Annotated in this window: 16 protein-coding genes; 8 read left to right on the top strand and 8 right to left on the bottom strand. The window is 44.7% G+C overall.

Annotation, left to right across the window (positions count from 1 at the left end; all coding sequences use genetic code 11):
- The first annotated feature begins 511 nt into the window (after nucleotides 1-511).
- Complete coding sequence (gene gltS / locus R7Z10_RS15855) at nucleotides 512-1747, top strand: sodium/glutamate symporter (protein ID WP_005374448.1); 1236 nt, start codon at nucleotides 512-514, stop codon at nucleotides 1745-1747.
- Between the two features lie 101 nt (nucleotides 1748-1848).
- Here gltS (R7Z10_RS15855) and R7Z10_RS15860 read toward each other — a convergent pair whose 3' ends face one another.
- From R7Z10_RS15860 to R7Z10_RS15870, 3 genes are read right to left on the bottom strand one after another with little or no spacing between them, the layout of a single operon-like run.
- Nucleotides 1849-2679, bottom strand: coding sequence for a membrane protein (locus tag R7Z10_RS15860; RefSeq protein ID WP_017633815.1), 831 nt, complete (start codon nucleotides 2677-2679; stop codon nucleotides 1849-1851).
- Nucleotides 2679-3536 (bottom strand): ABC transporter ATP-binding protein, encoded by an 858-nt coding sequence (locus tag R7Z10_RS15865; RefSeq protein WP_005374445.1) that lies wholly within the window; start codon nucleotides 3534-3536, stop codon nucleotides 2679-2681. Before R7Z10_RS15865 ends, R7Z10_RS15860 begins: the two co-directional genes overlap by 1 nt.
- On the bottom strand, nucleotides 3533-3904 hold the full coding sequence (locus tag R7Z10_RS15870; RefSeq protein WP_005374444.1) for a GntR family transcriptional regulator: 372 nt from the start codon (nucleotides 3902-3904) through the stop codon (nucleotides 3533-3535). Before R7Z10_RS15870 ends, R7Z10_RS15865 begins: the two co-directional genes overlap by 4 nt.
- Before the next feature lie 413 nt (nucleotides 3905-4317).
- Here R7Z10_RS15870 and gltS (R7Z10_RS15875) point away from each other — a divergent pair, with 413 nt between their 5' ends.
- Together gltS (R7Z10_RS15875) and R7Z10_RS15880 are read left to right on the top strand one after the other, a co-directional pair.
- A complete protein-coding gene (gene gltS, locus R7Z10_RS15875; RefSeq protein WP_171344991.1) occupies nucleotides 4318-5544 on the top strand; it encodes a sodium/glutamate symporter in 1227 nt (408 codons plus the stop codon).
- Nucleotides 5545-5698: 154 nt separating this feature from the next.
- Complete coding sequence (locus R7Z10_RS15880; protein WP_258479612.1) at nucleotides 5699-6565, top strand: glycerol kinase; 867 nt, start codon at nucleotides 5699-5701, stop codon at nucleotides 6563-6565.
- 90 nt (nucleotides 6566-6655) lie between these two features.
- On the opposite strand, the gene nagB is transcribed toward R7Z10_RS15880, so the two are convergent.
- The gene (gene nagB, locus R7Z10_RS15885) at nucleotides 6656-7456 is read right to left on the bottom strand and encodes a glucosamine-6-phosphate deaminase (RefSeq protein WP_318105262.1); all 801 of its coding nucleotides are present in this window, start codon (nucleotides 7454-7456) and stop codon (nucleotides 6656-6658) included.
- A gap of 374 nt (nucleotides 7457-7830) precedes the next feature.
- Here nagB and R7Z10_RS15890 point away from each other — a divergent pair, with 374 nt between their 5' ends.
- A complete protein-coding gene (locus R7Z10_RS15890) occupies nucleotides 7831-8082 on the top strand; it encodes a DUF3081 domain-containing protein (protein ID WP_005374440.1) in 252 nt (83 codons plus the stop codon).
- Between the two features lie 147 nt (nucleotides 8083-8229).
- Here the strand turns inward: R7Z10_RS15890 and R7Z10_RS15895 are convergent, their stop codons facing one another.
- The gene (locus R7Z10_RS15895; RefSeq protein ID WP_005374439.1) at nucleotides 8230-8583 is read right to left on the bottom strand and encodes a DUF413 domain-containing protein; all 354 of its coding nucleotides are present in this window, start codon (nucleotides 8581-8583) and stop codon (nucleotides 8230-8232) included.
- A gap of 149 nt (nucleotides 8584-8732) precedes the next feature.
- Between R7Z10_RS15895 and R7Z10_RS15900 the strand changes: the two genes are divergently transcribed.
- Entirely contained in the window at nucleotides 8733-9626 is an 894-nt protein-coding gene (locus R7Z10_RS15900; protein WP_005374436.1) for a LysR family transcriptional regulator, read from the top strand.
- A gap of 81 nt (nucleotides 9627-9707) precedes the next feature.
- Here the strand turns inward: R7Z10_RS15900 and R7Z10_RS15905 are convergent, their stop codons facing one another.
- From R7Z10_RS15905 to R7Z10_RS15915, 3 genes are all read right to left on the bottom strand, one after another.
- Nucleotides 9708-10403, bottom strand: a complete 696-nt coding sequence (locus R7Z10_RS15905; protein ID WP_005383228.1) for a pirin family protein — start codon at nucleotides 10401-10403, stop codon at nucleotides 9708-9710.
- 9 nt (nucleotides 10404-10412) lie between these two features.
- Nucleotides 10413-10856, bottom strand: a complete 444-nt coding sequence (locus R7Z10_RS15910) for a DoxX family protein (protein WP_005374434.1) — start codon at nucleotides 10854-10856, stop codon at nucleotides 10413-10415.
- A 325-nt stretch (nucleotides 10857-11181) separates the two neighbouring features.
- The gene (locus tag R7Z10_RS15915; protein WP_017633816.1) at nucleotides 11182-11385 is read right to left on the bottom strand and encodes a hypothetical protein; all 204 of its coding nucleotides are present in this window, start codon (nucleotides 11383-11385) and stop codon (nucleotides 11182-11184) included.
- A 194-nt stretch (nucleotides 11386-11579) separates the two neighbouring features.
- Between R7Z10_RS15915 and R7Z10_RS15920 the strand changes: the two genes are divergently transcribed.
- From R7Z10_RS15920 to R7Z10_RS15930, 3 genes are all read left to right on the top strand, one after another.
- Nucleotides 11580-12947, top strand: coding sequence for an Ada metal-binding domain-containing protein (locus tag R7Z10_RS15920; protein ID WP_258479611.1), 1368 nt, complete (start codon nucleotides 11580-11582; stop codon nucleotides 12945-12947).
- A complete protein-coding gene (locus R7Z10_RS15925; RefSeq protein WP_318105266.1) occupies nucleotides 12944-13426 on the top strand; it encodes a methylated-DNA--[protein]-cysteine S-methyltransferase in 483 nt (160 codons plus the stop codon). The genes R7Z10_RS15920 and R7Z10_RS15925 overlap by 4 nt, the downstream gene beginning before the upstream one ends.
- A gap of 100 nt (nucleotides 13427-13526) precedes the next feature.
- A complete protein-coding gene (locus R7Z10_RS15930; RefSeq protein WP_318071355.1) occupies nucleotides 13527-14345 on the top strand; it encodes a hypothetical protein in 819 nt (272 codons plus the stop codon).
- Nucleotides 14346-14354 lie beyond the last annotated feature (9 nt).

Raw genomic sequence — 14354 nt, forward strand, 5'->3', positions numbered from 1 at the left:
CCTGCTCCGTTGTGACGAAAACGTTTGTTGCAGCCTGAGAGTTTCCTTGGATTCGGCTCGTTTATACACCATGAGCCAGAGTTGAAAAGCTACGACAGGAACAGGCAAACCCAATTGTTTTGAACGCGCTCTCGGCGTTTAGCGGTTACAACGGGAAGGAACTTTGTTTGATAGTAATTGACACATTCTGTTTAAGTAAGGGAGCCCGAAGTGGTTCAGAAAGTGTCACCCAGAATTTACTCACAACACAACACCCCAAGCGATAACGCACAGGTATTGCGAGGGGCCATTTGAAGGAGCTGTATCAGCTCCTTTCACATTTAAGGGCTTGCTAACAGCGTAAAAACTGACACATCGCTTAAGGAGCGCCCCTTAAACTAGCCTAAGGCGCATCTACACCAACTTTTTGAGTATTTTCGAAACAATAAAGCGAGAAAATTTGCTATTGAACGAAGGTTAAACTAACACTCATTCATTACGGAGAATGAAGAGAACAATAATAAGAGGCGATATGAATCATTTAATATCTGTAGGTGCACTGGAGTCCTTCTTGGTCGCAATTAGTGTGCTTTTCCTGGGGCATTTTATTAATGCTAAGCTACCGATTTTAAAGAAATTCAACATACCTGAGCCGATTGTAGGTGGCCTTATTGTGGCCTGCATGATTACTGCTCTTCATTTCAACGGCATCGATTTAGAGTTCGACTTGCCATTACAAAATACGTTTATGTTAATGTTTTTTGCGACAGTTGGTTTGGCCGCAAATTACACTCAGTTGATGAAAGGAGGTGCGAAGGTTTTTATCTTCTTAGCTGTCGCATCGTTTTACATCATCATACAAAACGGCGTTGGCGTTTCACTTGCGGCGGCGCTCGGTTTAGATCCTTTGATGGGGTTAATTGCTGGCTCGATTACTCTGTCTGGTGGTCATGGTACAGGTGCTGCGTGGTCACAAACCTTTCAAGACGTGTATGGATTGGATAACGTCTTAGAAATTGCAATGGCATCAGCGACTTTTGGTTTGATCATCGGCGGTATCATTGGTAGCCCTGTAGCGCAGCGTCTGGTGGAAAAGAACAGCATAGAGTCTGAGTATGGTCGTGGTGGTCGAGATGCCAAAACTCACGAGAAATTCCCGGAGTTGGTGACTTACAATGAATACGAAGAAGATAAAGTAACGGCGAAAAAAGTGGTGGAGAAACTCTTCTTCCTACTGATCTGTGTTACTGGGGCCAAGTATGTCGAGCAATGGGTAAGCACGTATGAAATCTCATGGCTGATGATTCCAGACTTCGTATATGCGCTATTCATTGGTGTGATCATTACGAATTTCTTGGAAGTGACCAAGATTCGTAAGTTAGATGCCGAAACGGTCGATATGTTAGGTACGGTATCGCTATCTCTGTTCTTAGCGATGGCTCTGATGAGCTTGAAGTTATGGAATATCTTCGATCTAGCGATTCCATTCTTGGTTATTTTAGCTGTGCAGTCTGTCGTCTTAGCTATCTTTACGTACTATGTTACGTTCAAAGTGATGGGAAGCAACTACGATGCTGCGGTTATTGCAGGGGGGCACTGCGGTTTTGGCTTGGGTGCAACCCCAACAGCCGTAATGAACATGGGTTCGATCGTTAACCGATTTGGCCCGTCGCCGCAGGCATTTATGGTGGTGCCAATTGTGGGGGCTTTCTTTATCGACATCGTTAACTTAATCATTTTACAAGGTTACATTTCATTCCTTGGTTAAATTTAAGTTCATGATCTCCTAAGGTCGAAATAAAAACGGTCACAACACAGGTTGTGACCGTTTTTTTATGGCTCGATTTTGGCCGTTTATCGGACGACGGATTATTGAATGGTTCGGCTGAACTTGAGGCTAGCTGTCCAACCAAGAATACCAATGAAGGCGTAAATGCCGACGTTTAACCAACCCGCTTGAGGAATGGTATTGAATGGGTTTGGTGTAATAATGGCGTGCAGCGGAAGGTAAAGCACTTCGGAGAAAAAGTGATCTAGCCCGTAGTAACCAAAAAGTGCGATAGGCATCCAACGCAGCGCATAAATGGCGATAAACAAAATGACCAGTGGTGAGTTCACTTTTTGTGAAATAGCCATCGCAGTTAATGCCAGCGGTAACAGCAGAATACCGGCGAACAACATTCTGATTAAAAACTCTCCCCAATGCAGCAGCACGTAACCTAACGAGGCTTGGCGGTACAATAAAGCCAATTGGTGATCAGTAGAGATGTTCAGCAACCACAACATTAAATTTGCAGCGAGTACGAGCACCGAGCAGACGAGCGGAATCACCAATAAGCCAAATCCTAGCTTCACTAAATGGGTTTTTATGTCACTGACAGGCATACTGCGCCAAAACATAATGCTGCCTTCCGCCCGTTCTTTGCGTAGCGTTCTTGGGAAGTACTGAACGGCTAACAAGATAGACAGCAGCCCTGCTCCTCCGGTAATCAACATATTGACATCATCACCAAGCTCTCTGTGAATGTCACTGACATCGCCACCAAAGCTCATTTGGAAAAACATATTGTGTTGTAGAGTGTCGTTACTCATTAAACTCACAAAGAGAATAACTCCACACGCCAACACAAACAGTGGAATACGTAAAACAAGAGGGTTTTCTAACCACTCTTTTTGCAACATCGCGACAACTGAACGCATTACGCTGCCTCCTTCTGCAATGCTAAAAATAAATCCGCTAATTTCACCCCATGGATGGAGCCCATTGTTTCTGCTTGTTGGGCATACTGGGCTTTGAGTAACCATTTCGTTGAACCGAGGCCTTTTTGTGACGAGAGTGGGTTCATCGCTTCAATTTGTGTGCGGTGCTCGTCGTTGGCTTCAAGAATGAAATAGTCTTCACTGATACTGTCCATCGAGGTTTGCAGAACGGGGCGACCATGCTTAAGAATCAGAACATCTGTCAGCAAGTGCTCAATCTCTGATACTTCATGACTGGCGATGATCAACACGCGCTCGCCGTCGTGAAACCATTCCAATAAGTGACGATAAAACGTCTCGCGATACACGAGATCTAACCCGAGTGTCGGTTCATCCAATATGAGGATTTGGGTGTTGGTCGCGATCACAATCGCGAGGTGTAATTGCACCTTCATCCCTTTGGATAAAGATTTGATACGCGCACGAGGTTTGATGTCCGTTTGACGAAGCAGTGTATCTGCTTGGGCGCGATTGAACCCTGGGTGCACACCCTCGGTATAGTGAAGCAGTTGAGCAACGGTCATCCAATCTGGCAGAACGTTGACATCCGAGATGTAGGATAAGCTCTGCATTATCTTGTCGCGTTGCATAATGGGTTCAAATCCGTTGATACGAATAGTGCCCTGATATTCATGTGCACCGAGTAGGGCATTAATAAGCGTTGATTTACCTGCGCCATTATGGCCGAGTAAGCCAAGTACTTGTCCTGCATGTAGGTCGAAACTCACTTCATGCAGTGCTTCTCCTTGTTGCTGATATTGCTTGGAGACGTTGTTTACACTGACTAATGCGCTCATTGGTCACCTTTCAAGTGTGGTTTTAGTTGTTGAATGAATTCGTCGAGTGACATATCCAGACGCTGTATTGTGTCGGCTATCTGCGGAATTTGTTGCTGAAGAAAACGTGCCTTCTCGTCTGCGAGTAATTTGAGCTTTGCTCCTGAAGCGACAAACATACCTTGACCGCGTTTTTTCTCCACTAGCCCGTCATCAACAAGCAATTGATAGCCTTTCATAACGGTGAGGTGGTTAATTTTCATATCTGCAGAGATGCTACGGACGGAGGGCAGAGCATCGCCTTCTTGCCAGACACCTTGCAGTATTTGCTGCGTGATCTGGTCTGCCAACTGTCGAAATATCGGTTGGCGATCATGCCAATTAGTCATGAGTGAATCTCTTGGTTGAGATGGTGTTATATATATGTATAACACCTAGTGCATTAGAGAGAAAGTAATAATTTAAAACCTAGTGTATCCGCCTGTCTCATTCGCTCTAAATATCCACCTATGTGGTCGTTGTTTTGAGGTTTTGTTTTATATGGAAATTAATTGCTTCTCATAAGTTGAGAAGTGTTGTTTTTCTCTTCCCATCAATACACTTATCGCCTGTTCTAAATGAATATTCTCACTGAATGATAATTAGCATAATTTTAGCTCTGCCTATTTCTTACTTGATGAGAATTGATGGTCAAAGAGGCCTAGAAAACAAAAGTTTCGAGAGGCAATCTGACTGGCTTAGGCACCTATCTCACGTTGAGCGCGTGCTCAATGAATGAGAAAGAGTAGAGTAAAGAGGTCTCATGAATCAGGTAATATCTATCGGCCCACAGGAGTCGTTCCTCGTCGCAATTTGCGTGTTGTTTTTAGGGCAGTTCATCAATACCAAGTTACCAACCTTAAAAAAATTTAATATTCCAGAGCCAATTGTTGGTGGTCTAGTGGTCGCTTGCGTCATCACGATGATGCACTTAAACGGTGTGGATGTTTCCTTTGATTTACCACTGCAAAACGTCTTTATGCTGATGTTTTTTGCAACCGTTGGCTTAGCGGCAAATTACACCCAACTGATTAAAGGCGGTGCGAAGGTTTTCATCTTCCTAGTTGTGGCATCGGTCTACATTCTTATCCAAAATGCGGTCGGCGTGTCCTTAGCAACAGCGCTGGGGTTAGATCCACTCATGGGGTTGATCGCCGGATCCATTACGCTTTCTGGCGGACATGGAACTGGAGCTGCGTGGTCGCAAACTTTTCAAGAAATGTATGGTTTGCATAATGTTCTAGAGGTGGCAATGGCTTCTGCTACATTTGGCTTGGTGATGGGCGGGATTATTGGCAGCCCTGTTGCACAAAAGCTACTAAACAAACACAACTTGGAATCGGAATACGGACGCACCAATCAAAGTCATCAGAGTTTCCCTGAACTGGTGACGTACAACGAACATGAGGAAGATCGCGTCACAGCGAAAAGAGTCGTTGAAAGCTTGTCCATCATTCTACTTTGCGTGACAGGCGCGAAGTATCTGGAGAGTTGGGTAAGCAGTTTTGACATCAAGTGGTTAATGATTCCCGATTTTGTGTATGCGCTGTTTATTGGTGTTGTTATCACTAACATCATGGAAGTGACGAAGGCGCGCAAGGTTGATTTAGAAACCGTTGATATTCTTGGCACGGTTGCACTATCTCTATTTCTTGCCATGGCCTTGATGAGTTTGAAATTGTGGAATATTTTCGATCTTGCGATCCCATTCCTTATTATTCTTGCTATTCAGTCGGCAGTGTTGGCGATGTTCACTTACTACGTAACATTCCGCATGATGGGAGGCAACTACGATGCGGCGGTGATCGCTAGCGGACACTGCGGTTTTGGGTTAGGTGCTACACCGACTGCGGTCATGAATATGGGCTCCATCGTGAGTCGATATGGTCCATCACCACAAGCATTTATGGTGGTTCCAATTGTCGGTGCATTCTTCATCGACATTGTGAATTTAGTGATTTTGCAAGGGTGCATCGCTTTTATTCGATAACATTCGCTTTTTTACCGAAATAACAAAGCCAGCACCTATACGCTGGCTTTGCTATTTGTAACACGAAATCTTGTTTGCCTGACTTCAAGCTGTGAAATCAATGCGTTACTATGACGACATAGTGTTCAATTTTGCAGCAGCATGAGGTACCCACATGTCTGAAAAAATATCGACGTCGGCATTAGCGAAAATGCGCAAGGTAGAAGCTAAGCTGCTGTTTGCCGATCTCAAACGTGCAGGCTACATCGTTCGCCAAGATGAAAAGTGGATTTTGACCGAAGAAGGGGCAAAGTTTGGCGGTGAGTATGTGGATCACCCTAAATTTGGCCAGTTCATCGTCTGGCCGACCAACTTACATATTGAGCTGACTCCCAGCTCAGGGAAAACATTGAGCGCGACACAACTGGGTGAAAAGCTGAAATTGAATGCGAAGCGCATGAACCAACTTTTGAGTGAACTGGGTTGGTTGACCAAATCCGAAGAGGGATGGAGTGTCACAGAAGCTGGTGTGCGCGCTGGTGGGCAGCAAAGAACCGATAAAGAAACACAAAATACCTTTGTCGTATGGCACGATGTGGTGCTGCGTAACAAGCGTCTTAAGCAGTCTGTCATTGAGTTTTTAGGGCAAGACGCGGAGTCACATTCTACGGATAAATCGTACTCAATATTTCGCCAAAAATTTGAAGCCAAGCACCGAACATTAGATGGGCATTACGTGCGCTCTAAGGGGGAGTTGCTCATCGACAACTGGCTGTACTTGGCTGGTGTTGTGCACGCTTATGAGCGTCAGTTGCCGATTGACCAAGATGTCACTAGCGATTTTTACTTGCCAGGTGGCAAAGTCTATTTGCAATTTTGGGGAAGTGACGATGGGGAGATGGCTCAGGCCGACCGTGAGACCATTCGTACTGTTTATGAGCAGCATCATTTCAATCTTATCGAAGTCGAACCGAGTGAACTAGACAAGTTGGATGAAGTGCTTCCTAAGCGTCTTCGTCAGTTTGGTATTAAAGCTTATTGACGACTTAAGCCCGCTGTTCAGATAAGAAAAAACCCGTGTTCAACACGGGTTTTGTATTTTTAGTGTGTTTCTAGGCTGCCATCCTATGGGTTAAAAGCCTTTGATGTTTTCTGCTTCTAGCTCAGAGAAGTACTTCACTGTCTTCACTTTCAGTTCTTGTTGAGCTGGTTCGTCGCATACGATCACCGCTTTAGGGTGAAGTTGAAGAGCAGAAACTGTCCATAGGTGGTTTACACAACCTTCCACGGCTGCTTCAAGTGCCTGAGCTTTGTTATGGCCAGTGACCAAGATCATCACTTCTTCTGAGTCTAGAAGCGTACCAACACCGATAGTCAGCGCGTATTTAGGCACTTGGTTGATATCGCCGTCAAAGAAGCGAGAGTTCGCAATGCGAGTGTCTTCAGTGAGGGTCTTGATGCGAGTACGAGAAGAAAGAGATGACGCTGGCTCGTTGAACGCGATGTGACCGTCGTTACCCACGCCGCCCATGAACAGGTTGATCTTGCCGTAAGACTTAATTTTGTCTTCGTAACGCTTACATTCTGCGTCGTGATCGTCTGTGTTACCGTTCAGTAGGTTGATATTTTCTTCTTGAATATCAATGTGATTAAAGAAGTTGTTGTACATGAACGAGCGGTAAGATTCTGGGTGATCCGCAGGGATGCCAATGTACTCATCCATGTTAAAAGTCACGACGTTTTTGAAGCTGACTTCGCCGGCTTGGTTAAGCTCGATTAGGGCTTTGTAGGTTGCTAGAGGAGTGCCACCAGTTGGTAGACCCAGAACGAATGGACGCTCAGCAGTAGGTTTAAAGTCGTTGATACGCTTAGCGATATGCGCAGCTGCCCACTTACCTACTTGTGCTGCTCGAGTTAACGGGATAAGTCTCATTTTGTGCCCCTAGTTATTGGAATTGACGATGTACTGAAACATTAATTCGCATTATAAAATAAGTAAAGGCGAACTGCTATTGTTTTAGGTCAAAATTTTGCTTTTTCTTTAACCAATGTTGGTTTTGTCGACGATTTTTATATCTAAATGCTTTTATAAGACGATTTTTTACAAAGAAATTGCATTATGAAACTGACGAATCAATAGATAAAATTTATGATATAAATTAAGTTCTGCCTTCGCACTTAACCTTGTTTTTTAACAACCTACAGAGTGCGAAATCGCACACGGACTTCAAATATTATGGGTTAGATATGGCATGGCGCTCATTCTTTAACCATAATTGAAATGTGTAAACCAGTGAGGAATTCGGTATGAAAAATGAGTTAGATCCGAGCAAAGTACTACAGGCTTACGAATGTGTGATGAACAACGGTACACCAACCGAATTTGGTAAAATGTATGAAGGTGTAGAAGCGTTTTCTGACTACGATGGGTACAACGTTTTCTTGAGAGGAAATGGTGTTGAGCTAAAAATTGGCTTCCACAACACCTATCACTTGGAATATGACCAAGAGCATTTGAAAGAGAGCTTTCTGAAAAAGATTGCGACGCTCGCCAAGTAAACGGTCATCACCCAAATATTAAAAAAGCCCTTGGGAGAATGCCCCCTTGGGCTTTAGGAGAAGAAATGAGCTTGTCTTGCTCGCTCAGTAAAGTCAAACGAGCTTTCGCCTACTGCTAGAAAAAGGCGAGAACTAGGTTATTGGTTATTAATCGTCTTCAACCAAACTCTCTTCAATGTATTCTTCTGTGGCGTCAGGCTTGTTACGACCATTTAGCGTATGGAAGCGCTTGCGACCACGAGCAAGTTGGGTGTACTTTAGCCACGTACGCTCAAGTTTTGTTTTTGCTTTGCCCGGGTTTTCTAACACCTTGATGAAGTGTTTCTCTTCGCTGTTTTCAGGTGTTAATTCGCCTGACTCTAAGCCAAGCATTGTATCCCCATAAATTGTTAGGATTTCCTCTTCTGAAAGAGTAAAATCGCCAGACTTTGCAAAGCCGCGTGGGAATTTTACGTTATCGTAAAAACGTTTTTTGCCATGACGGAATTCAGTGTCAGACATGTCAACAGCCTCTGTAACCGTTATTGATGAATGTAGTGAACTTACGGCGAAAATTAGGCTTAAATCTAACAAAAGAAAAACAAAACTTTTTTGTCGTCATGATTTTAATTAGTTGTTAATCTGGTTTTATATTAACCAGGAGATGGTTTATGGATGTAAAAGTCTTTCGAACATTTTTAGAGCTGGCAAGAGTTCGTCACTTCGGACGTGCTGCTGAGAACCTTTATATTACCCAAGCCGCTGTGAGCGCACGTATCAAACAATTGGAAAGTTACTTCGATACGCAATTGTTTATTCGTGATCGAAATAACATAAAGTTGACCTCTGCAGGTGAGCGCTTAATCAGCTATGCCGAGGTAATGGTCACTACATTGCAACAAGCGAAGCTAGAATTATCGCTTGAAGATGGCAAAGCGCTGCAACTAACGTTAGGTGGCACGCCAAACATTTGGGACGCTTATTTACAGAATTGTTTAAGTGTCGTCACAGATTCGTTTGGTGGTTATGGCTTCATGGCAGAAGTGATGGGACGTGAGATGCTCAGTCGTAGCTTGCTAGAGCGCACGTTAGATATGGCATTTGCGTTCGATCAGATCAAAGCTGATGAGCTTAACTGTAAAAAAGTGGCAGATGTTGTTCTCGTTCTGGTATCAACTGAGAAAGATTCTTTAGATACCGTTTTCGAAAACAAATATGTGTACGTTGACTGGGGGACGCGTTTCTCCTCGGAGCATTCTGAACGTCACCCTAAGATTCCGGCTCCATATTTACGCACTTCAACAGCGCGTATCGCATTGGACTTTATTTTAGAGAAGGGTGGAGCCGCGTACTTACCAATCTCTCTCGTGGAGCCATTTATCGCTAATGGGCAGCTTCACAAGGTGTCTGGAGTAGAAGATTGGTGTCGCCCTATCTATTTGAGCTATCGTAAAGCTAGCTCGTCTGTAGACGCAATTAAGCAAGTGGAAGAAATTGTCAAAGAGATCGATCCACTGACCGCTTACAGTTTTCAGCAAATTGGTTCTGGCACTTCCGACGAATAGCGTTGAATGAAAAGTCAGAAAAACGAAAAAGCCGCCTTGAGAAATCAAGGCGGCTTTGTTTTTATCTCGATGAATCGATAGTTATGGTAAGTCAAACAACAGGGCTGTTGTGCTTTCGTTTGATGTATTGCGCAAAACAACCTTACTCTGGTGTTCAATCTTCGCGCCGTCGCCAGCCGTCAAAGTGGTATTGTCGACACTAAGGCTCCCAGTCACTTGATGGATGAATAGATTTCGGCCCGACTCAATCTCAAAGTTTAGTTCGCTACTTGGCTCAAGAATTAACTGATGCAAAGTCGCATCTTGCTTAATAAGTAGCGTGCCGTTTTCTCCAGTTGGAGTTGCGATAGTCGTTAACCCAGGATTGCGACCAAAATCTTTTTGCTGATAACCTGGTTTGGTTCCAAATGTGTTCGGTTGAATCCAAATCTGTAGAAACCGCAGCGTATCTTGGTTCGATGCATTGTACTCACTGTGGTAAATCCCTTTCCCTGCCGACATGAGTTGGAATTCACCTGCAGGTAGTGTTTTGACGTTACCTTCACTGTCTTTGTGTGCGATAACACCTTCCAACACATAGCTGATGATCTCCATATCACGGTGGCCATGTGTATCAAAACCCGCGCCAGGCTTGACTACATCGTCATTAATGACTCTCAGCTCAGAAAAGCCCATATGTTGAGGATCGTAGTAGCTACCAAAAGAAAACGTATGTTTGCTATCAAGCCAGCCAAAGTTTGCTCGACCTCGGTCTGCTGCATGTCTTACCGTAATCATAAGGCCTCCTTAAGAGAGCTTTTTGTTTAAAAAGTTATCTAACGCTGCTTTACCTGCGCCAGAGAACGCCAGAGAAACGCTTGCTGCCAGTAATGCTAAGCCAAACTCGTAACCGTTGTTTGCCATGAACAGGCCATTTTCAAAGTGGACAGAGAATATCGCTACCACCATCGTGAACGCCAAAGCAACCGCTGCTGGTCGAGTTAGCAGACCAAGTAAAATGAACAAGCCGCCAAAGAACTCTGCGCTGCCCGCAAGTAACGCCATGAGCACGCCAGGACCTAAACCGATAGATGCCATCCACTGACCTGTGCCTTCTAGCCCGTAGCCACCAAACCAGCCAAATAGTTTTTGTGCGCCGTGCGCCATAAAGATAATGCCGATTGGAACGCGAAGTGATAGTGCGCTGTAACCTGCGTTTGATGTGGTAATTTTCTGTAATAGTGCTTTCATGATTCTGTCCTCTGACTCTTTTCAATGAGTGGGAAGCGTGTGCTCCCGTGCTGTTGAGAACAGTTTAGGTAGAGGCGAACATAAAAATAACGGGAGGATTTTGATAAACTCGTTCTAAAAAATTGAATAGTTGGTTTTTATTTATTTAAATCAATGTCTTGATTTTTATATTCGAGTGTTTATTTGCCGATTACTGTCTGTTTTAAATCAAGGTCTGTCATTATTTTCGATAAACATTTTTGCTGTTAAACAAAAAAAGAGCACATGTACTGTGCTCTATTGCTTTCGCTTTTAACAAGGGAGAAAGGTGCCTTAAAGAAAACCGTCAGAGGTTCATTAAGCTCTCTAATGACTCCTCTACATTGTTGTAGTGATAAGTTCGAATATTACGTCCATCCGTCGCATTAATCTGAATTTCTGAGATCTCGTTATCTGAGTCTCGTTCGATAATTCCAATAGAATGATCTACGGATTTACTGGTAATAACCTTTTGGTTTCTTAATACAATTACGCAAGTATGTAAGTCCATGCCAATTCCCTTTAGCCGACGTTGTTGTGATGTTCTGGATCTAACTTTAGTGTACAAAAGCGCTAATGCCAATAAATCTCAATATTGAGTTCCGAAAATGGCTAATTGTGGGCGCTTAAGCAAGCTACAATAACACTATATTGAACGATGCCTATGAACAATAAATGACAAAAGGCATGAGCAAGGAAAGCACTATGTTTATTCACCCCCATACCTCACTGACCTTCGAGCAGTGTCACAAGGCGCGAGTCGCGCGAGACAGTCGTTTTGATGGGCGATTTTATGTGGCGGTAAAAACAACGGGAATCTTTTGTCGTCCGATTTGCCCGGCAAATTTGCCTAAAGAAGAAAATGTTGAGTATTTCGCTGATAAGACGCAAGCCCTTCAAGCAGGGTACCGTCCGTGTTTACGTTGTCGACCTGACAGCGCGCCTGGATCTTGGGCATGGAAAGGTGTCGAGACGACCTTTCAACGAGCGATTTCGTTAATTGATAGAGGGGAGTTGCATCACCATTCGGTGTCTGAGTTGGCTGAGCGTGTTGGGATTTCTGACCGTTACTTACGTATGTTGTTTGAGCAGTATCTAGGTATGTCACCCAAGCAGTATGCGCAATATCAGCAACTAATGTTCGCCAAACAGTTGCTTCACTCCAGCTCTATGTCGGTCACCGACGTGGGGTTTGCATCAGGTTTTAACAGTACGCGCCGCTTTAACGATGCTTTTCAAAAGTTTCTCAAACTAACGCCTTCTCAAGTACGCCGTAAAGAGTTTGATGGTGCGGGTTGCAATCGAATTGCCTTACCTTATCGAGGTGAGTTGAATTGGTCGCACATGTTGGACTTCTATCGTTTGCGAGCGGTTGAGGGGGTTGATCTGGTGAGTGATGAGAGTTATCAGCGCAACGTTTTTTTGGATAACAGCAAAGCCTGGTTTAAAGCGACAAAAGGTGAAGGATACTTAGAACTGGCGTTTGAAATTGAAGACGTAACGAAGCTGCAAAACTTGGTGTCTGACATTCGTCGTATGTTCGATCTTGACGCTGATATTTGTACTGTTGAGCAGCATTTGGAGTATGTTGCGCCTGGGCTCGTGTCGAGTAAAGGTATTCGTATTCCTGGTGTATGGAATGCATGGGAAGCAGGGGTTAGAGCGATTTTAGGCCAGCAAGTGTCGGTTAAAGCTGCGATTGGTCAACTTAACTTATTGGTGGCCACACTTAGTGGAGAGTCAGAAAAACGTTTTTTCCCGACTCCCAGTGATATTGCGAACGCCGACGTGAGCTTTTTGCGCATGCCGCAAAGCCGTAAAGAGACGCTAGTGCGCTTCGCCCAGTTTATGCAGGACAACTCAGAAGCTGACCCCCAGCAGTGGCTAGCTTTGAAAGGCATTGGACCTTGGACCGTCAGTTATGCTCAACTGCGAGGGCAATCTCAACCCGATTGCTTTCTAGATAAAGACTTAGTGGTGAAAAAGGCGATGCAGCGTTACCCATCACTGAATACGCACACTGCGGCCCCTTGGGGAAGCTACGCGACGTTTCACTTATGGAATCAATCATGAAAACATTTTATACCGAAATGCCGAGTCCACTAGGAACGGTGACTATCCAATCGAACGCTGAGGGCTTACTTGGCATTTGGTTTGAAACATGCACCACTAAGCCGAGTGAGCTGGGGGTGCGAGACGAGCAGCATCCGGTCTTGCGCCAAGCTGTCACCCAACTGGATGAATACTTTGCTGGTCTGCGCAACGAATTCGACTTGCCCCTTGCAGCGAAAGGCACTGATTTTCAAAATCAAGTTTGGCAGGCACTAACGACCATTCCATATGGGGAAACGTGGAGCTATCAAGATCTCGCGAATGCGATAGGTAACCCTAAAGCTGTGCGTGCTGTTGGGTTAGCAAACGGGAAGAATCCGATTTCTATCGTGGTACCTTGTCATCGCGTTATTGGCAAAAGCGGAAAACTGACTGGGTATGCAGGTGGAGTGGAGCGCAAGCAACGTTTGCTCGCGCTGGAGCAAGGTACACCGCTTTAAGTGAGGCGATTCTCATATTGGGATTAAGCGTGCTACACAGGGGTAACGATAGTGTAGAGTTTCATATTCGTTATACGAATAGAAAAAGGACAATAAGGACATGCCTTTCAAAACGGATTTTGATGCCTTCATGAGTGAGTGTTGGCAGCATCACGAGGAAAATCCCGAACAAGTTTATGCTCAGCTAGAAACGGCTCTGAGCGAGGTGGAAGACGTTACCCAAATCGAGCGAATATTCGCATTGATGCTGCATACCGCTATTGGGCATCTCCAGTGCCCAGAACAGTTTCTTACTTGTTTAGAGCACTTTGATGAACGCAAGGTTGCTGAGAGTTTGGCATTTCAACGCAGTATTGCCGTTGCGCGCTATTTCGTAGATGGCACTGACAATATGGAATTATTGGAAGAGCAAGAACAACGCCGAGTTTACGCTTTGATTTCGAATGAACTTTCTGCACTTGCTCAGCTTGAACTGGCGAGTCAATGGTTGGTGAAAGCAGCGTTAGGAATGACGCCGAACGATGCAGAAGGGCCATTAGCGCGCGCTATAGCGATCACTGCAAACAACTTAGCATGTCAGTACGAAGCGCTGGCTGAGCGCACGTCCATGGAAAAATCGAAGATGTTAGAAGCAGCAACACTCGCGCTAGACTATTGGAAAGTGGCTGGGGGTTGGATGCAAGAAGAGCGCGCAGAGTATCGCTTAGCGATGAGCTTGCTTAAAGCGGATAAACCGCAAGAAGCCAAAGTGCATGCTGAGCGCTGTGAAGATATTTGTCAGCAACATGGTAGCGACGCGCTTGAGCTGTTCCACGCACATGACTTGCTGATGCAAGTACACTTCCATCTTAGCCAGAAATATAAAGCTAAATTGGATGAAGAGATGCAGCAGTACTGCAAAACGAGCTCGTTGACGTGATCTTAGCGT

Origin of the sequence: Vibrio sp. Vb1018, from assembly GCF_033338775.1 — a bacterium.
Classification (GTDB): Bacteria; Pseudomonadota; Gammaproteobacteria; order Enterobacterales; family Vibrionaceae; genus Vibrio; species Vibrio alginolyticus.